Source organism: Thermanaerothrix sp. (assembly GCF_056331585.1).
In genome coordinates this window covers 84,325-102,706 of the sequence record NZ_JBWGPQ010000005.1, presented here as the reverse complement: position 1 = coordinate 102,706, position 18,382 = coordinate 84,325, and the positions used below count along the sequence as shown (strand labels likewise).

The window sequence follows — 18,382 nt, the reverse complement described above, 5'->3', positions numbered from 1 at the left end:
TTGATCAGGTGGGGTAATCTTAATTCGCTAAGCATAGGGCCTTTCAGGTTATCCGTCTTCCCCCTTTTGGCTAGTCCTCGCTCCTGCCTTTTTTCATATTGAGAATTGCTGGAACAACGCGGCCGGCTTGCAATCCATAGTTCATCATGTTATAATCCAATTACCTTATGGAGCGAGCATATCACTTAGGGGGCCGCTCAGAATTTCTTCATTTATGCGTATGAAACCTCAGAATTAGCGGCTAAAGAGCATGAATGCTCCTCTATAGGCATGGTATAATTCCAACCCCATTCTAAACCCAAACCAATACGGATAAACCCATATGAAGTTCCTTGAGCTTGAAAAAGCCACCCTGGCGGATCTGCGCCAGATCGCCAGAGAAATGAATATCCCCAATGCCTCGCGCATGAAAAAAGAAAACCTCATCCTGGCCATCCGCCAGGTAGAAGCCGAACGCGAAGGGCTAGAAGTGCGTGGGGGAATCCTTGAAATCCTGCCCGAGGGAATTGGCTTCTTGCGTAAAAACTATCAAATTGGCCCGGACGATGTCTATGTCTCGCAGGCTCAGTTACGGCGTTACGACCTACGTATGGGCGATCTGGTTATCGGCGTCGTGCGTCCTCCCCGCGAAGCCGAACGTCACTATGGGCTAGTAAGAGTCGAAACGATCAACGGTCTTTCACCCGAGGAAGCGCGTGATCGCCCTGTGTTTGAACGCCTCACCCCAATCTTCCCCAACAAGCGCTTCGACCTGGAAACTGATCCCACCATCCTTTCAACCCGCCTGATCAATTTGATTGCCCCTATCGGGCGGGGACAGCGCGGACTCATCGTCTCTCCGCCTAAAGCGGGCAAGACAACGATCTTGAAACAGATCGCAAATGCTATCTCCACAAAATACCCTGAGGTTCACCTTATCATTGCCCTGATCGGTGAGCGTCCGGAAGAAGTGACCGACATGGACCGCTCGGTTGAAGCTGAGGTCGTTGCCTCAACCTTTGATGAGCCGGTAACCTCACACGTGCGAACCGCGGAAATCACACTCGAACGTGCCAAGCGCCTGGTAGAGATTGGGCGTGATGTGGTCATTTTGCTTGACTCACTCACCCGCTTGGCTCGTGCTTATAATCTCGTGGTGACCCCATCTGGACGTACACTATCGGGTGGTATGGATCCCTCAGCGCTTTACCCACCCAAACGTTTCTTCGGTGCCGCGCGCAACGTCGAAGAAGGTGGATCACTCACCATTATCGCCACGGCGCTGGTGGATACCGGATCACGGTTAGATGATGTGGTGTACGAGGAATTCAAGGGCACCGGTAACATGGAATTACACCTCTCACGCCGTTTGCAGGAGCGCCGCATCTTCCCCGCCATTGATATCGAGCGTTCCTCAACCCGCCGCGAGGAATTACTTCTTGGCCCTGACATCTTACAGCGCGTCTGGTTAATGCGGCGCATGTATTTGCAAATGATCAGCCCACCACCACAAGGCGCAGGCATGGATCCGGCTGTTGCTACTGAAGCCATTTTGCAACGTATGCTTCGCACTAAAAATAATATGGAGTTTCTGGAAACCTTAACGGAGGAATTGTGACCCAAGTCACCCCGACCCGCGCACCGCGGATTCCGGAGACTTCGGGGGACACTTCATTACCTTGGCTGGCACGGTTACTTTGGCTGGTTGCCGCCGCGATGCTGGCGTTGGCAGTGTTTCTCATTGTCCAACATGTGACCGCGGCATCTTCCTCTGCCCCGAGCGACTCTTTACATACGCCACCAGAACTACCAGCCAACAGCGGCGCTGCCACGCTCCCACCGCTTCCGGAATCACAAGGTCAAGATTTCATAACCCGCACGGCAAACCCCCACACGATTGTGGCTTCCCAACCCCGGGAAGGTGCCATTACTTATGAGGTTCAGAAGGGAGATTCCATTTTTGGAATTGCCAAGAAGTTCAACCTCAAGCCCGAGAGCGTCTTATGGGCGAATTACGACGTCTTGAATGATGATCCACACATGATTGAGGTTGGGCTTAAATTGATCATCCCCCCCACCGATGGGGTTTACTACAAATGGAAAGAAGGTGATACTCTCGAATCGGTTGCCGCTTCTTTCCAGGCCAAACCCGAAGACATCTTACTCTGGCCAGGGAATAAACTGGATATTACCAATCCGGTTATCGAGCCGGGCCAATACGTGATGGTTCCGGGTGGGCGTCGCGAATTCCGCACTTGGGTCGTACCCAGCATTCCGCGCGGTCCCGCGGGGGTTAATAAGAGCATCCTTGGTCCCGGTGCCTGCGATACCAGCCAAGGCGGCGCTTATGGAAGCGGCACCTTCATCTGGCCCACGCCACAACACGTCCTTTCGGGCAATGATTACTGGGATGGCCATATGGCCATTGATATTGCTGCCGGCATGGGCGATCCGATATATGCCGCTGATAGTGGCGTGGTGGTCTATGCTGGTTGGATCAGCGGCGGCTACGGGAATATGGTGATGATTGATCACGGTAACGGCTATCAAACGCTATATGCCCATCTTAGCGCCATCCGGGTAAGTTGCGGTGCAAGCGTGCGCCAGGGACAGGTCATCGGCCTGGCTGGAAGCACAGGACGATCCACTGGCCCTCACCTTCACTTTGAGGTGCGCTATATGGGTGGGTTTGTCAACCCCTGGTATGTGCTACCTTAGTTAGTATTCCGCTCGCATTCTAGAGCAGGCTAGGCGGGTCCACTTCGACCCGCCAGTCTTTTAATTCGGAAAGGTGCGGACGCAATAGAAGGGTTGGATCTTCGCCGCGCAGAACAATCTGCCAACGATACCGGCCTTCTAATCGAGTGTAAAAACAGGGCGTCGGCCCAATCACCTCGCAGCGAGGTTGGTCACTTTCATTCATCCAACGCCGGATATGCTCCGCCATTCTCTCACTTTCCTGTTCAACCGTACGCCGATCTTTATGCCGGAATTCCAAGCGTACCAGACGGGCAAAAGGTGGATAGCCTATGGTGCGCCTTAACTCCAGTTCATGATGGAAAAAGCCTTCATAATCGTGATGAGCGGCAAAGCGAATGGCATAATGCTCGGGCTGAAACGTTTGCAAGATCACGCGCCCCCCCCATGGCCCACGCCCTGCCCGTCCGGACACCTGCGTGAGCAGTTGAAAGGCCCGTTCCGCAGCCCGAAAATCCGGCAGGGTTAATCCTACATCAGCAAGGACGATGCCAACCAATGTAACCAGCGGTAGATCCAATCCTTTGGCCAGCATCTGTGTCCCAATCAAAACATCGGCCTGATGATGAGCAAAATGGGTCAAGATCAAATCTACTGCGCCCTTGACCCGGCTGGTCGAAGAATCCAATCGCAGAATGCGGATTCCCGGAAAAGTGCGCCCCAGTTCCTGCTCCACGCGCTCTGTCCCCAAACCATAATGGCGAAATTCATGCCCTCCACATTGAGGGCAGGTCTTCGGCACCAGCCGCCGATAGTTGCACCGATGACAAATCAATTCAGCCGGATCTAGATGGTAAGTTAAGGGGATATCGCACCGCGGGCACTTAAGCACATAACCGCACTCACGACAAAACACATAAGTAGACGCTCCTAAGCGGTTCAGGTAAAGAATTGCCTGTTGCCCCGCCTGAATGACCTGCTCCAGATTCTCTAACAATGCCCGACTGAAAATGGAACGATTACCGGCCTTAAGTTCCAGCCGCATATCCACAATTTTGACTTGGGGGAGAGGAGCCGGCATAACCGTCACACTTGGGCTTTCTTGCCCTGTTGGAGCCAGAACAGTCTGCACCCGTTCGGGTAACCTTAAAACTGGCCAACCCTCTTTCTGAGCCCGATAATACTGCACAATATCGGGGGTTGCAGATCCAAGTACTAACACACTACCGGTCAGGCGCGCGTATTCTATGGCGGCCTGTACCGCATGGTAATAAGGGGGAGTTTCACTTTGGTAATATGAGGGCTCATGGGCTTCATCTAAAATAATCAGCCCCAAGCGCTCCATGGGCGTAAAAAGCGCACTCCGTGGGCCGACTACAACACCCAAACGCCCATCCCGCGCCCGGCGCCAGGTGTCATAACGCTCCCCCGCAGAAAGGCGCGAATGGATCAGACCCACCTGACCTGGAAAGCGCGCTAGGAAGCGCCGCACCAGTTGAGGCGTGAGCGCAATTTCCGGCACCAGGACAAGCGCCTGCTTTCCTTGTACCAGGGCTTCCGCAACACTTTGGAGGTAAATCTCAGTTTTGCCCGATCCCGTCACTCCGAAGAGCAGAATCGGTTTTTTGGCGGCTTCCTCAGACAGATGCAGACATTCTAGAACGACCTCTAGAGCACGCTGCTGATCAGAGGTAAGGTTAAGCGGCGCCGTGGGTTCGTCTACTATAGCAATTCCTTCCAGCGGATCACGCCAAACCTCAGTTTCACTCAGCCGAATTAATCCCATCTCGGCTAAGTAATCCAAATCGGCGCGGTTTCCCCCACTCACGGCATACAACCAGGTCACATCTAGCGGCCAGGGTTCCTGGATCAGAAAACGCAACATTGTTTGACGACGTATAAGTGCCACAGAACCCGGTCGCCCAAGATAGGGCAACTGGGCTTGCGCCTCTTCCGGTGAGCAAGCCAACTGAGCAGTACGCACGACCTTGGGGCGAACCGAAGAGGGCGGCAAAACTGGCTCGGCACGCAGCAATCCGCGGCGGATCAGGCGGCGGGCGGCAGTGCGCCAGTCCCGATAAGGCAGTGCTGCATCAATCTGTCGCCCCCGTAAGGGACCACGCCGCACCAATAAGCGCATGAGCGCCCTTTCGGTTTCACCCACTTCGCCTATCTCGTCCGCACCAAGCCATGTGTAGAGCACATCGGCTTGCTGGGATAACCCTGGGGGCAACATAGCAAAAAGGATAGCGCCTAAGGGTGAGAGGGTGTTTTCGCTGAGGATACGCGCCAGTTCTATTTGAGAAGGGGTAACCACCGGACGGTCATCCAGCACAGACTCAATCATCCGCTGAGCATACTCGGATTGAGTACAAGTTTCTATGACAATCCCGTAAGCCCGCCGGTCGCTAAACGGGACCACCACTAATGTCCCTTTCTGCACCCGTCCCTGCAATGCCAAAGGAATTACGTAGTCAAATTCTCGCCCCACCCCGGGGAGATCTAATACAACCCGAGCATAACGATGCACTTCGTTGCCCAAAGTTCACCTGAAAATCTATGCGTTAGCGGCGGAGGATAGCAGCAGCACCATACCCTACCACCGAGGTGGTATCCCCCGTGGCATCAGCTGAGGTAGTGTAATCCAGGATTTCGACGTGGTTGGCGCCCAAAGCCTTTGCGGCAATCAGAACAGTTACCACCGCCGCCACACCACAGGCATAACCCGTACCGGTTTCCTCCGCCTGTAAGACCCCTTCGGGAGAGAAGCGCGCTATCTGGCGCAACATCTCACCATCCAAACGGCGCGCCACTTTTTCCGGATAAAAGTGGGATAAATCCGTGCTGGCCACTAATAAATAACCCTGCCCCTTAACCACTTCGGCTAATGTTTGCCCTAATACCTTTAATAAGGTGTCATTTTTACTCCGCAGCATAAGTGGAAGCAGACGAAAACGCCCCCGCAACGCCCGCTGTAGAAATGGAAGTTCAATTTCGAGCGAGTGTTCATCATCATTTGCAATCGAGGTTAAGCCCACCTGAAATTTTCGCCTCAATGCCTGATCCAGTTCTTCTAATAGATCATGAGCAACCTCAATTGTGCCCAATGGTGTCTCGTACATCTGGTGAGCTGTGGTCAGAACAGGAGCCGGATGAAAGCGGTGAAAAGGCGATACCACGACCACTAAATCCCGTTCTTGGTCTAAAACAGTTCGAAAAGCGTAACCCGCCGTACGCCCCGAGTAGCGATGTCCGGCATGGGGGGCAACTACTCCTACCACCTCTCCCACCAGAGGGGGTAGTTTAGCCTCGGCAAGGTAACGGTCCACCCGCTCAGCCAATTCGAGCGGATCACCGCTATACCATAAACCTGCGATGGGTGAAGGACGTACCTCTGGAACGACGGTCATTGAAAACCTCCGCTCTGGTGTTTTATTATAGTATAACCAGTCCCACAAGGGTTTCAACAGGCTTTTTTAAACCCGTGAGCGGAGTTCTTCTCCTTTGCTTACTATCGCCCAGGGGGGAAAATTGCCACCTGATCCCCCGCCACCAATCGCCATTGCTTGGGTTCGAGATAGGCTATATCCCGTCCATTTCGTAGCACCCGCCAACCAGAACGAGGTTGGTAAATCCTTTCCACACCCATCCAGGGGTTTCCACGAGCGTCTTCATGGTGATGGCTTTCCCACCGGCTTTCCAAAGCCTCTGAACGAACTTGAGGAAAATAATTGAAAAACTTGCGCAAGATATCCAAGACGGTCTGTCCGGAAAAGATCCTAATTGAGATCGCCTCTCGTCCAATAAGCATCCGCATACGCCCATAAACATTGACCCTAATCTCAATATCTCCCTCATCAAGCGCCAAAGCACTCTGATAGCCACGCAGCATCATCTGGAGGTGCAGAATAAACACCTTATTCCAACCCGCCAGTGCTCTCAACCTGACATTGGCGTCTAGTTGAGTTTGCTCCAAGACGCGACCAAACGCTGCCGTCATTAACCCAATTGCCCCGGCGACGTAGATGCTTGGGATGTGGATGTGTCGCTTGCCATGCCCGGCGTGCATTTGGCCTGCACGGAAGAGATAAGAGGCGAAATCATGACCAAAATCCAAACCCAGCGTACGCGCTAACCATACTGAGAAAAAGCGCCGCCGCTCGGCCAAATGCGCCGCATCCGCACCCCCACGCCACCCCAATAATGCCGCCGTTTCCGGAAAGGATTCTAAATAAGCATAGTTTTCCACCACTAGGGAGTGCCCTTTTTCCAGCAAGGGCTCAACTGTTTCAAGCATGGCTTGAATATCATCCTCCTCAAGATGGAGAAATGCCTTTAGGTGATCCCACATTTCTTGGGGTAAAGGATCTAAGCCACGAAGTTCCCATGCCGGGGCACTTAGATTCGTTACAGTCCATGCCAAAGGAGTAATCTGCCAATCCAACACTTTCTCCATAATATCTCTGCCTTTCTACAAGGGGAATTTCTTTCATTATAGGAACAAGAATGAATAATGAGTTTGCGATAACGCAACAAGAAATTTGCGCCAACGCAAAGCCGTTTTTTCTACATCAAGTTATAGTAGCCGCAATCTCCAATTTAGAATGTATCGCAATGACAAAACTTTACACTCTTTACAAAGATCTATCCACCATCGTCCCTAACCCACCTCCCAACAGCATATTGAGCCACTCCCTTCTTCAGCATCCCCGCCTAAAGGCCATTCTCTTCCTCTTCGCCACCGGACAAGAACTATCCGAACACACTACCTCCGTTCCAGCAGTCATCCATATCCTCGAAGGTGAGTGCGATTTGAAGGTCGGTGGAGATGAGTACCGGCTCCAAAGCGGTGCTTGGCTCTTTATGGAAGCCAAAACCCCCCACACCCTGGTGGCTCACACCAACGTGCGCATGCTTCTATTGATGCTCCCGGATCCTCTCGTTCATAAGGATGGAGAATGATCACTCGGTTCATCAGATGATGGGGTTTCCGCTTTAGTGGAAGATTGGGTATCTTCAACCCAGATCAAGGACTTCTTTTTAAGATAACGGCGGTAATGCCAATAACCCCATAACACCGCACTCACCAGAAAACTCCCGCCCAAAACAACCGCCCAGATTACCCCCTGAGGATCGGGTTGGAGAGGTTTCGTACTGGTGGTTGCACTCGGCGTAATTATCGGAGATTCGGCGGATGCCTCCGCAGTCTGTGGCGATGGCGGCGTGGTCATACCACCGCTTGGATAACCCTTTCCAGGTGTGATCGTCGTTTGAACTGGAGTTTTTGCCCCTGGATAGGCCGGCTCAGATGTCGAACCGGTACCAGTTGGAGATGACAAGGGATAACCTGCAGGGGTTAGCGTCTGACCTGAAAAACCCGGCGGTGTTGGGGTCACTGAAAAAGTTACCTGACTTGTCAGGGTAACAGTCATCCCACCAAAAGGGGTTCGCGATGGTGTACGCGTCGCGAAAGGTGTGCGAGTGGGCGTCGGGGTACGTGTACGAGTAGGTAAGAGTGGGCGGGTGGGCGAGCGTGTCCAGGTGGGAATGGGTGTAATTGTGCGAGTTACAGTACGAGTTGGGGTGATGCTAGCAGTGAATGTGATCGTAGGGGTAAAAGAGGCAGTTAGCGAAGGTGTTAGGGTTTCTGGGCGGGCTGGTAAACCTACCACAAAAGGCAAGTAGCTCAAATCAGAAAGCAAGTTGGGGCGCCCATCATTATCAATGTCCACCCGAATTTCCTTTTCGTTCGTCAAGCATACGGTCGTTTGACCATTACTTCCCGCTGCTGCCGAACCCGTTGGACGTTGCCCTGTTGTATCCCAGCCTTGGGTGATATTACCGGCCGGATGATACCACCACAGGGGATAAAGCGCCGGATTGCCGCTACCGCAGTACAAAGCAGATTCAACGCTAGAAACGCACCCCGGACTCAGATCATAGCGAAAGAATAGGTTTAACGTGCTGCTCGGAGATGATCCCTCAGCCAAAAAGATATCCCAATAACTACTACAAGGGATCAGGTCATCACTTGAGCCCCCGGTAAAGGGGACATTAAGCGTACTACCTGCTCCATGTTCAATGAGGTAAAGATCAAAATCAGTCCCCCCAACACGCTGGAAGGCAATACGCCTCTCAAAAGCGTAGGTTTTAGTCTCAGTAACTGTTACTCGGGTACCACTCACCCCGGCTTGCTCATTACGGCGTAAAATCGGTGCTCCAAGGGCTTTAATCGGGTCGAATTCACATTGGGACACGGCAGACGTAAGCGAACCGCCCCACCCCAGAAAATTATGGTTGACCTTGCCACGATTGTTGCATTCCACCTGAGCCCCAGCGCGATTTCCATAGAGATTATTCCCTACAGCCACTATCCTGCCGGAAGATGAGTCGGGTTCGCTCAAAATTGCATACCCTTGATTGCCCTGGATGTGGCTAAACTGAACCAGCACCTGCCCGCCGCCACTTAACACATGAAGCGCATCTTTACCATTGATCAGCGTGATATGTTCTACACGCACATCTCCTGTGGGTTCGATGATGACAAGATCACGACTGGGTGAGGAACAAGCGCCATCCTTGATTGTCAAATCGCGCAGAGTCACGCCACCTTTGAGATGAAGCATAGGCTGATCACAAATACTGCCCACATAGGTTAGTGCGGCGTTATTGATCCCTTGAAGAATCAGGGGCTTATCAACGACCACCGTTTGACCTTTGATGCTGTACTCCCCCAGTAGATTGACCACACTCCCGGGATCTACAGCATCCACGGCGTCTTTTAACCCGGTTCCAACGCCGTTGGTGAGGTCATCGTAACTATTGACATAACAAGGGCTGAATTGACCACAGGCTGTAGCATCATTGGCGACATAAACGTTGGTTGCCTTCGGAATGATCCACAGGTAAAGGAAAAGGTCCTGGAATCGCACCCATCCACTACTGGTCCTTTCTAACACTCGGACTCGCAGCGTGCCAGAGGATCCAGCATTTGCCCCAATGCGAAATGCAAAATCTAAGGCATCGCCAAATTGATCTACCCCCAGCGTTGCGCTGGCTCCGTTTTTCAATTCATACCCTGAAGGTGCCGGTTCGCAGGCAGAAAGGTCGCCCACTGCATAAGTTGCGCCGCTAATGATTCCTTCGGGCGAAAAAGTCACCTCGGAAACAGACCAGTTACCAGGAGTGTACACACACACCTGTACATTTGGGGACTGGTTCGGGTCATACACCCCAACCGAGAACGCGGCCCGCACGTTCAGACGCTGCCCAGCCGCACACCCTGTGGTTGGACAAGCCAAAGGACCCACCAAAGACAAGGTATTTGACTGTGCTGTCTGGGCTTGCGCTAAAGGGAGAGTCCCTAGTTCCCAACCAACAAGAATCCCTATCCCGATCAGAATCGTAATAAACCGCTCCAAACCGCGCATATGACCCCACTTAACTTAATACTCAACCAAAACCCTGCCCGTTTAGCGCCATTAATGCAGAACTTTGCTCAAGAATGCACGGGTACGTTCGTGACGCGGGTTGTTAAATAATATGTCCGGCGGGGCTTCTTCCACAATTTGCCCCTCGTCCATCAGAATCGCGCGATGAGCAGCGGCGCGGGCAAAGCCAATTTCGTGGGAGACCACGACCATGGTCATTCCCTCCCGCGCCAAACTAAGCATGACATCCAGCACCTCCTGAATCATCTCCGGGTCGAGAGCACTGGTTGGCTCGTCAAACAGCATGATTTTAGGATTCATAGCCAAAGCACGAGCAATCGCCACCCGCTGCTGCTGCCCGCCTGAAAGTTGAGCCGGGTAATTATGCGCCTTTTCGGGAATACCGACCTTGCGCAGCAGTTCCATGGCAATGGCTTCGGCTTCTTCTTTCTTCCGCTTGCGCACAATCCGCTGAGCCAGGCAAATATTTTCCAGCACGCTGAGATGAGGGAAGAGGTTGAACTGCTGAAAAACCATCCCTACCTCAGTGCGTACAGCATTGATGTTTTCAGCACTGTCCAGTGGGATTCCATCCACAATGATCTTTCCCTCATCGAATTCCTCCAAACGATTGATGCACCGCAGTAAGGTAGACTTACCCGAACCCGAGGGTCCGATGATGACCACAACCTCCCCTTTGTATACATCTAAATTTACTCCACGCAGGGCGTGCACGTGCCCAAACCATTTGTGCACATTTTCAATATGAATAATCGGCTCTCGTTCCATATCCTATTTCTCCAACCGCGTCTTATATTCAATCCAGGCCACCACTCGCGTTGCCAGCAGGGTCATCACCAAGTATAACAAACTCACCATTAACCAGGTCTGCAAGGGGATAAAACTGGCCGCCATAAATTCACGTCCACGCCGAGTCAGTTCTGGCACGGCCACCACGCTGGTCAGGGATGAATCCTTAAGCAACGTAATGAATTCATTCCCTACTGGCGGCAGGATTACCCGCACCGCCTGAGGCAGGATCACGTAACGCATCGCCTGAAAATAGGACATGCCTAGGCTGCGCGCAGCTTCCATCTGCCCCCGGGGGATGCTTTGAATACCCGCGCGGTATACCTCGCTCATATAGGCGGCGTAACAAATGGTCAACCCCAAAATGGCCATGGCCACAGGATTAGGACGATATTCTATTAACGCTTGCCAGCCCAACGAGCGTCCGATATCCTGGACCAACGATGGGAATGCAAAATACCAGAAAATTAATTGCACCAAAACCGGGATACCGCGAATGACTTCAACATAAACGGTGGCGATACCGCGCAATAAAGTTAATTTTGAGAGGCGAATCAAGCCAACAACTAACCCCAGCATCAACACCAAGGCAAATGAAACCAGTGTGACATAAATGGTGACCTGGATCCCGTCCCGAACAAACAATAGAATGCGCTGGAAAGGATCGGGCTGCAACAAGACCAACGCCACAACGATAAGAACAATTGCCAGAACCAATAGCCACCAGGGGTCGCGAAACTTTTTTGCTGCTTGCGGTTGGATCGGGCCACGCATGGTGAGATTCATGGGAAAAACCTCAGATCAAATAGAATAAATGACAAACAGGGCCGGTGCCTAACGCATCGGCCCTGTTAAGGTCTTTTTATCATCACTGAGCGGCTGAGGCAAGCCACTTTTGCTCGAGTTGCTGAATGAATCCCTCATCCTTAAGCGCTTTAAGTGCGGTGTTGATTTTATCCACCAGGTCAGCGCGATTCTTACAGATAGCAATGCCATAGGACTCCTCGGTAAAGACCTCCCCTACGGTCTCCAGTTTCTCCGGGTTTTTACCGATAAAACCAAGTGCAGTTGGATAATCGGCTATCACAGCATCGATCTGACCGTTGGCAAGATCCAAGAAGGCTAAATCATACGTATCATAGGGTTTGAAGTTTACATTGGGGATTTTCTGGGCTTCAATAGCGCCGGTCGTTCCAAGTTGTGCGCCTACCGTCATGCCACTCAGATCATCCTTGCTCTTGATGCGCGTTTCACCTTTGCGCACGACAACAATCTGTCCCGCGTTGATATAGGGATCCGAGAATAACATAGACTGCTTGCGTTCATCGGTAATAGTGATCGCCGCAATGGCTGCATCATATTGGCACTCAGACAGGCCAGCAAGCATTGGATCAAAAGGAAGGTTAGTCCACTCCAATTTGAACCCCGCCTTTTGGGCAATCGCGTTCATCAATTCCACATCAAAGCCGGTTAGTTCCTTCGTGGTTTCATCCACTAGCTCAAAGGGTGGGAAAGTAGCATCGGTCGCCACCCGCACTGTGATTTGTGTCGCAGCAGGATAAGCAGTGGCTTGTGTGGCGGCACCTTCACTCGTCGGTGCGGGATATCCCCTCTGACTACCCGCCGCAGGGGTTGATGTTGCGGCCGATTGACATGCGGCAAGCAGCAAGCCGAAAACGACTCCCAACATCAGGACTTTGAGACCAAACTTTTTCACGGCATCTCCTCCTTTTCTCTTCGATTGGGGAATTCTAAAACTGGATGAGGGTTGAAATTATTATACCATCCCTGTCTCGACCACCCAGCAGGTATAATACGGCAGATGACGAACAAGCCGCTATCCGTTTACACCTTGTGGCGACGCCTGGGACTGGGCTTAGTCCTGGGGTTTCTGGTGATCTTGGGGCTAGCCTTGTTCGGTGACATTCGCCAAGTCATTCAAACGGCCCAAACATTTAAGTGGCGCGTTTATCCACTCGCTTTAGGACTGACCCTATTCAACTACACCTTGCGCTTCATAAAGTGGCATTATTACCTTCATCAAATGGGGGTCACCAACCTGCCTTGGTATCGCAGCCTGTGCCTCTTTGTCGCCGGTTTTCCTCTGGCTGTTACCCCAGGTAAGGTTGGAGAGGCACTTAAAGCCGTTTGGGTGAATCAGAAAAGTGGTCTCCCCATCCCTCAGGGCATCTCGGTTGTCCTTGCCGAGCGCATTAGCGATGGTTTGGCCGTGCTGATTCTTTCGATCTCCGGTGTCCTCGCCTATCCCCAATACTGGCCAGCTTTCGCTACAATTACTCTGCTTTTGGTGACCGGAGTAATTCTCTCTCAGATTCGGCCTTTGATTTTGGGAGTTCTCAACCTCATAAGTCGGCTGCGTTGGTTAAGTCGCATGGTCCCTCCGTTGCGCCAATTCTATGAAGGTGCATTTCTTCTCTTCCGACCCCAAGCAACATTCATCGCGGTCTCACTGGGCAGCATTTCTTGGCTTGGTGAAGGCATCGGTTTTTATATAATCCTGACCGGTTTGGGGTTACCGGCCACTACTCACACTGCGGGATTAGCCATCTTTATTCTGGCGTTCTCCACGGTCATCGGTGCTGTATCCACCTTGCCTGGGGGATTGGGTGCCGCCGAAGCCTCTATCGCAGGGATGTTAGTGTTGCTCGCGCATATCCCTCATGCCCAGGCAGCAGCAGCCACACTCTTAATTCGTTTGGCTACTTTATGGTTTGGGGTAACCCTGGGCTTAATCACCTGGGGCATTTTCCCTGATCTTCTGGGCCTAAAAACACAACCCATCTTTTCACTCGAGCGCGAATAAACCCTTACTCCAAATGAGCCCGTAGGGCCTGGGCTATCTCCGGCGTGATTCCTTTGACACTGGTCAGTTCCTCGATACTGGCTTGACGAATCGCATCCAGGCTGCCAAAGCGCTGCAATAATGCCTTACGCCGCGCCGGGCCGATTCCAGGGATTGCATCCAAGCGCGAAGCTAGCCCGGCTTTCGTGCGGCGGTTACGGTGCGCGGTAATCGCAAAGCGATGGGCTTCATCCCGAATCCGTTGCAGCAAATATAAACCCTGGGAATAACGCGGAAGCACGAGCGAATCCTTGCGCCCCGGAAGGAATAGCTCCTCCTGCTGTTTGGCCAACCCTGCCACTGCAACCTTATCCTGCAAACCAAAGCGTTCGAGCACACTGACCGCACGGCTTAATTGCCCTTTACCCCCGTCCACAATCAAAAGATCTGGTAACAACCCAAAAGCCGGATCGGTTTTGCCTCCGGGCTGTTGGGCTTGTTCTTGAGCGGCTAAATAGCGACGGAAGCGGCGGGTAAGCACTTCCTCCATACTGGCAAAGTCGTCCGGGCCACTTACAGTCTGTATGTTGAAGCGACGGTAATAGGCTTTCTTTGGCACCCCCTGCTCAAAAACCACCATACTTCCCACCGCATAAGTACCCTGTGTATTGGAAATATCATAGCATTCAATGCGATTAGGCGGGTAAGGCAACCCCAATACCTGTTGCAATTCGCTCAGGGCCTGGCTCTGGCGATTCCTATCTGTTTCCCACTGGGTGCGCAACGCCCGTAAGGTCTCAACAGCATTCTCCGCCGCCATCTCTACCAATTCTTGCGAAATCCCTTGTCGCGGCACCACCAATTCAACCTTGGGCCCTCCCCGCCGATCCCGCAGCCACTGCTGGATAATATTTGCCTCCTCAATCTCATGAGGGAGCAACACCTGGGAGGGAATGCTCGCGGCCTCGGCGTAAAACTGCTTGATAAACTCGGCCAGCACCTCGGTATCTTCACTATCTTGGGCACCCTCTAAAATGAAGTATTCACGTCCGATCAATTTGCCATTCCGAATGAAGAACACTTGCACACATGCCTCGCCATCATCCCGCGCCATGGCAATCACATCTGAATCTAGTTGCTCGGTGGTAATGACTTTTTGTTTTTCCACCACGCGTTCGATCGCAAAAATTTGATCCCGCAACGCTGCCGCACGCTCAAAATTCAGCGCCTCGGCGGCCTCTTCCATCTCTTGGCGCAATCGTGTCACAATGGGTTCGGTACGACCTTCCAGGAACTGACACAGGTCATCTATCATCTGGCGGTAATGCTGGCGGTCAATGGCCCCAATACAAGGGGCTGCACACAATTTGATGTCATAATAAAGACAAGCCCGCTCGTCTTTTCCAGTGATCTTGCGATCACATGTCAGGTAAGGGAACAGACGCCGTAGCACGTCTAAGGTCTGGTGGACAGCCCACACACTGGTATAAGGCCCAAAATAGCGTGAGCCATCTTCCATCATTTGACGGGTTACGGTCACCTTTGGGAAATCATCCGCCCAATGGACTTTAATATAGGGATAGCGCTTATCATCCTTGAGCCGCACATTGTAGCGTGGGCGATATTTCTTAATCAGGTTCATCTCAAGGATCAGTGCTTCCAGTTCTGATCCCACCACTATCCATTCAATGTCCGCAATTTGTTGCACCATACGCCGCACTTTGGGCGGATGCGTTGCCGGGCCATGGAAATAGGAACGCACGCGGTTCCGTAGGTTAATCGCTTTGCCCACATATATCACCTCGCCAGCGGCGTTTTTTATGATGTAACACCCTGGCTTGGTGGGAATCGTCTCTAAAATGCCCTGAATATGTTCGCTCAGCGCCATCATGGCATAATTTTAACGCCCCCAACTCCTCAAGGGAATGGGCAGGTCAGATTTGAGCCAGCGCACACCCATCCGCCCGTGGATCACTTCCGCCCCACAACACCCCGCTTTCACGGTCGCGCAGGATAATCTGCCCACGTCCAAAAAGTGCTCGCTCCATCCCGCTAATACGCTCAATCGGATGGCCCATTGCCGATAGAGATTCCAGGGTCTGCTCAGGAATGCCCTCCTCTAAAGCCACACGGCCACCAGGCTCTTGGACTTGCACACAGAAACGAGGTTGATCTAAAGCATTTTGAGGGTCCAACCCATCATCCACCAGGGCAGTGATCACCTGCACATGACCCTGTGGCTGCATATACCCACCCATAACGCCTACTGCGGCAAATAGTGCGTCACCTTCCGCATGGGTAACCAAGGCTGGAATTATGGTGTGATAGGGACGTTTGCCGGGCTGAAGTGCGTTGGGGTGACTTAGATCAAGGCTGAAGTTGAGTCCCCGGTTTTGCAGACTAAAACCACAGCCGCGTGGAACAATGCCGGTGCCAAATCCCATGTAGTTGCTGTTAACCATTGAACACGCATTGCCCATCTCATCCACCACACAAAAATACACCGTGTCTGAGCCTTTCAAGGGTTCGCCAGGGCTCACTTGCATTAAGGCTTGCTGGGGATGGATTGATGCGCGTCGTTCTGCCGCATAGGTCTCACTCAAGAGGGCTTCTACCGGCAAATCAACCCATGCCGGATCAGCAATAAAACGAAAGGCATCGGCAAAGGCTAAACGCAACGCTTCGATTTCGAGATGCAGACGTTGCGCCGAAAGCGGTTCTAAAGCTGCAAGGTTAAACCCTTTCAAGATATTCAGCGCCAATAACGCCGTGAGTCCTTGTCCGTTTGGGGGGCACTCCCAAACCTTAAGATGGTGATAGGTCACAGAAAGTGGTTTGTCCCAGGTACTGGAATGCTCGGCGAGGTCTTCCAACGCCAGGCACCCCCCTGCCTCTTGAACCGTGTCTACAATGGCCTCAGCAATAGGTCCTTCATAAAAGGCTTTTTTGCCTTTTAAGGCAATTTGCTGGAGTACACCTGCCAGGTTTGGGTTACGAAACACCTCGCCGGCCCGCGGTGCGCGCCCCTCGATGAGCAGTTCGCTGCCGTTCAAGGCGTGATGCAGCTGCACCTCTGCACCTCGTTGCCAAAAATGGGCGGCAAGTGGTGCCACCGCAAACCCTCGTTCAGCCAGTTCGATAGATGGTTCAAGTATGGCGGCGAGGCTCAATCGCCCAAACCCCTCCACCAGGTCGCACCAGCCGGCGCAAGCCCCCGGCACAGTGATTGTATAAGGGTGAAATGGCGGCAACTCCGTGCTAAGACCCTCTCGGTGCAAGCGTTCTAGCGTTAACGCGCGGGGAGCACGCCCGGAACCATTCAGAGCATAGATCTGCCGCGTGCTCGCTTCGTAATAGAGCGCAAAACAATCACCCCCTAACCCGGTCGAACCAGGCTCGGTCACTGCCAATACCGCCGCCATTGCCACTGCCGCATCTGCAGCGTTGCCACCTTTCTCCAACATCTGGATCCCCGCGGCAACCGCCAGGGGCTGTGACGCAGCTGCCATTCCGCGAGTACCCACGACCACCGACCGCCGCGAGGGGTAAGGCATGAATTCATTTAACGAAGAAAAACTCCCCATAATTAACCGCCCAAGGCGTTTACAGAACTTCAATACCTCGCCCTTCAACAACTTCGCCGATGATCCACAACGGTTGCCCTTGCGTCTCCGCTTGTGCCAGAAGAATCTCCAATTTTTGTTTAGGCACGGCTATCAGTAATCCACCACTGGTTTGGGGGTCAAATAGCAGCATTTGGGCGGCCTCATCCAATGTGGGGGCAAAACGCACATGCGCGCCGAAATAAAGGCGATTGTCCGATGCACCACCCGGGAACGTCCACTGCTCGGCGTAAGCGCGTGCCCCTTTGAGAAAGGGGATCTTGTCATAGTAAATGCGCAGTCCCACCCGGCTGGCATCCGCCATTTCCAGCCCATGCCCCAGCAAACTAAACCCAGTGACGTCCGTAGCGGCCTTCAGGCCAGCTTGATGCCCGATTTCAGCAGCATGGCGATTCAAACGCATCATCCAAGTTACTGCTTCTTCGACATCTTCGGGTTGGGCTAAGTCACGTTTTAGCGCCGTCGTCGTTACACCAAAACCCAGGGGCTTGCTCAATACCAATACATCTCCAGGACGCGCTCCGCTTTTAGTGAACATCTGCTGTGGATTGACCCAACCCAATACCACTAAACCATATTTTGGTTCCTTATCCTGGATGGTGTGTCCACCCGCGATAACTACCCCGGCCTCACGCGCCTTCTCGGCCCCACCACGTAGGATCTCACTCAGCAATTCATGGGGCAAGTTAGGTGGCAACGCCGCAATATTCAACGCCAGAAACGGCACACCTCCCATGGCATACACATCCGAGAGGCTGTTGGCCGCCGCAATTGCCCCATAGGCGTAAGGATCATCCACAATGGGGGTGAAGAAATCTGTAGTTACGACAATGGCGTGCGTTTCATCAACCCGCCAAACAGCTGCATCATCGGGGGGGTCCAACCCAACCATGAGATTGGGATAGTCCTGCGGGTTAAAAACCTCTCTGAGAGGGCGCAACACGTGCGCCAGCGCTTCCGCGCTTAGCTTGGAGGCTCAACCCGCACAAGTAGCAAGACTGGTCAAGCGAATCTGACGCCCCGAGGGAGGATTTACCATA

Annotated in this window: 14 protein-coding genes; 4 read left to right on the top strand and 10 right to left on the bottom strand. The window is 52.8% G+C overall.

Annotated elements, in window-relative coordinates; genetic code table 11:
• The first annotated feature begins 322 nt into the window (after positions 1 to 322).
• Positions 323 to 1,597: a transcription termination factor Rho gene (gene rho / locus AC01YT_RS03665; RefSeq protein ID WP_315625973.1), complete on the top strand. Its 1,275-nt coding sequence runs from the start codon at positions 323 to 325 to the stop codon at positions 1,595 to 1,597.
• On the top strand, positions 1,594 to 2,697 hold the full coding sequence (locus tag AC01YT_RS03660; RefSeq protein WP_476672852.1) for a peptidoglycan DD-metalloendopeptidase family protein: 1,104 nt from the start codon (positions 1,594 to 1,596) through the stop codon (positions 2,695 to 2,697). The genes rho and AC01YT_RS03660 overlap by 4 nt, the downstream gene beginning before the upstream one ends.
• 19 nt (positions 2,698 to 2,716) lie before the next feature.
• Here the strand turns inward: AC01YT_RS03660 and priA are convergent, their stop codons facing one another.
• The 3 genes from priA to AC01YT_RS03645 form a co-directional block, all read right to left on the bottom strand.
• Positions 2,717 to 5,218, bottom strand: coding sequence for a replication restart helicase PriA (gene priA, locus AC01YT_RS03655; RefSeq protein WP_476672851.1), 2,502 nt, complete (start codon positions 5,216 to 5,218; stop codon positions 2,717 to 2,719).
• A 22-nt stretch (positions 5,219 to 5,240) separates the two neighbouring features.
• Entirely contained in the window at positions 5,241 to 6,086 is an 846-nt protein-coding gene (amrB, locus tag AC01YT_RS03650; RefSeq protein WP_476672850.1) for an AmmeMemoRadiSam system protein B, read from the bottom strand.
• A gap of 101 nt (positions 6,087 to 6,187) precedes the next feature.
• Positions 6,188 to 7,132, bottom strand: a complete 945-nt coding sequence (locus AC01YT_RS03645; RefSeq protein ID WP_476672849.1) for a protoglobin domain-containing protein — start codon at positions 7,130 to 7,132, stop codon at positions 6,188 to 6,190.
• 158 nt (positions 7,133 to 7,290) lie between these two features.
• Between AC01YT_RS03645 and AC01YT_RS03640 the strand changes: the two genes are divergently transcribed.
• Positions 7,291 to 7,638: a cupin domain-containing protein gene (locus AC01YT_RS03640; RefSeq protein ID WP_476672848.1), complete on the top strand. Its 348-nt coding sequence runs from the start codon at positions 7,291 to 7,293 to the stop codon at positions 7,636 to 7,638.
• Here AC01YT_RS03640 and AC01YT_RS03635 read toward each other — a convergent pair.
• The 4 genes from AC01YT_RS03635 to AC01YT_RS03620 form a co-directional block, all read right to left on the bottom strand.
• Positions 7,620 to 10,106, bottom strand: a complete 2,487-nt coding sequence (locus AC01YT_RS03635; RefSeq protein ID WP_476672847.1) for a right-handed parallel beta-helix repeat-containing protein — start codon at positions 10,104 to 10,106, stop codon at positions 7,620 to 7,622. The genes AC01YT_RS03640 and AC01YT_RS03635 overlap by 19 nt on opposite strands.
• A 51-nt stretch (positions 10,107 to 10,157) precedes the next feature.
• Positions 10,158 to 10,895 (bottom strand): amino acid ABC transporter ATP-binding protein, encoded by a 738-nt coding sequence (locus AC01YT_RS03630; protein WP_476672846.1) that lies wholly within the window; start codon positions 10,893 to 10,895, stop codon positions 10,158 to 10,160.
• Between the two features lie 3 nt (positions 10,896 to 10,898).
• The gene (locus AC01YT_RS03625; protein WP_476672845.1) at positions 10,899 to 11,702 is read right to left on the bottom strand and encodes an amino acid ABC transporter permease; all 804 of its coding nucleotides are present in this window, start codon (positions 11,700 to 11,702) and stop codon (positions 10,899 to 10,901) included.
• A gap of 82 nt (positions 11,703 to 11,784) precedes the next feature.
• A complete protein-coding gene (locus AC01YT_RS03620) occupies positions 11,785 to 12,633 on the bottom strand; it encodes a basic amino acid ABC transporter substrate-binding protein (protein ID WP_476672844.1) in 849 nt (282 codons plus the stop codon).
• A 105-nt stretch (positions 12,634 to 12,738) separates the two neighbouring features.
• Here AC01YT_RS03620 and AC01YT_RS03615 point away from each other — a divergent pair, with 105 nt between their 5' ends.
• Entirely contained in the window at positions 12,739 to 13,740 is a 1,002-nt protein-coding gene (locus tag AC01YT_RS03615) for a lysylphosphatidylglycerol synthase transmembrane domain-containing protein (RefSeq protein WP_476672843.1), read from the top strand.
• A 4-nt stretch (positions 13,741 to 13,744) separates the two neighbouring features.
• Here the strand turns inward: AC01YT_RS03615 and uvrC are convergent, their stop codons facing one another.
• The 3 genes from uvrC to selD are packed head-to-tail and all read right to left on the bottom strand — an operon-like array spanning position 13,745 to position 18,381.
• Positions 13,745 to 15,610, bottom strand: coding sequence for an excinuclease ABC subunit UvrC (gene uvrC / locus AC01YT_RS03610; RefSeq protein WP_476672842.1), 1,866 nt, complete (start codon positions 15,608 to 15,610; stop codon positions 13,745 to 13,747).
• Positions 15,611 to 15,653: 43 nt separating this feature from the next.
• Positions 15,654 to 17,303 carry a gamma-glutamyltransferase gene (gene ggt / locus AC01YT_RS03605; protein WP_476672841.1) on the bottom strand — a complete coding sequence of 550 codons (1,650 nt, stop codon included), beginning with the start codon at positions 17,301 to 17,303 and terminating at the stop codon, positions 15,654 to 15,656.
• Positions 17,304 to 17,322: 19 nt separating this feature from the next.
• Complete coding sequence (gene selD, locus AC01YT_RS03600; protein WP_476672840.1) at positions 17,323 to 18,381, bottom strand: selenide, water dikinase SelD; 1,059 nt, start codon at positions 18,379 to 18,381, stop codon at positions 17,323 to 17,325.
• Position 18,382: the final 1 nt, after the last annotated feature.

What these genes read in the sequence shown, in the direction of transcription:
- rho (WP_315625973.1), top strand. Translation starts at nt 323, where the DNA reads ATGAAGTTCCTTGAGCTTGAAAAAGCCACCCTGGCGGATCTGCGCCAG.
- amrB (WP_476672850.1), bottom strand. Translation starts at nt 6,086, where the DNA reads ATGACCGTCGTTCCAGAGGTACGTCCTTCACCCATCGCAGGTTTATGG.
- AC01YT_RS03645 (WP_476672849.1), bottom strand. Translation starts at nt 7,132, where the DNA reads ATGGAGAAAGTGTTGGATTGGCAGATTACTCCTTTGGCATGGACTGTA.
- AC01YT_RS03640 (WP_476672848.1), top strand. Translation starts at nt 7,291, where the DNA reads ATGACAAAACTTTACACTCTTTACAAAGATCTATCCACCATCGTCCCT.
- AC01YT_RS03635 (WP_476672847.1), bottom strand. Translation starts at nt 10,106, where the DNA reads ATGCGCGGTTTGGAGCGGTTTATTACGATTCTGATCGGGATAGGGATT.
- AC01YT_RS03630 (WP_476672846.1), bottom strand. Translation starts at nt 10,895, where the DNA reads ATGGAACGAGAGCCGATTATTCATATTGAAAATGTGCACAAATGGTTT.
- AC01YT_RS03625 (WP_476672845.1), bottom strand. Translation starts at nt 11,702, where the DNA reads ATGAATCTCACCATGCGTGGCCCGATCCAACCGCAAGCAGCAAAAAAG.
- AC01YT_RS03615 (WP_476672843.1), top strand. Translation starts at nt 12,739, where the DNA reads ATGACGAACAAGCCGCTATCCGTTTACACCTTGTGGCGACGCCTGGGA.
- uvrC (WP_476672842.1), bottom strand. Translation starts at nt 15,610, where the DNA reads ATGATGGCGCTGAGCGAACATATTCAGGGCATTTTAGAGACGATTCCC.
- ggt (WP_476672841.1), bottom strand. Translation starts at nt 17,303, where the DNA reads ATGGGGAGTTTTTCTTCGTTAAATGAATTCATGCCTTACCCCTCGCGG.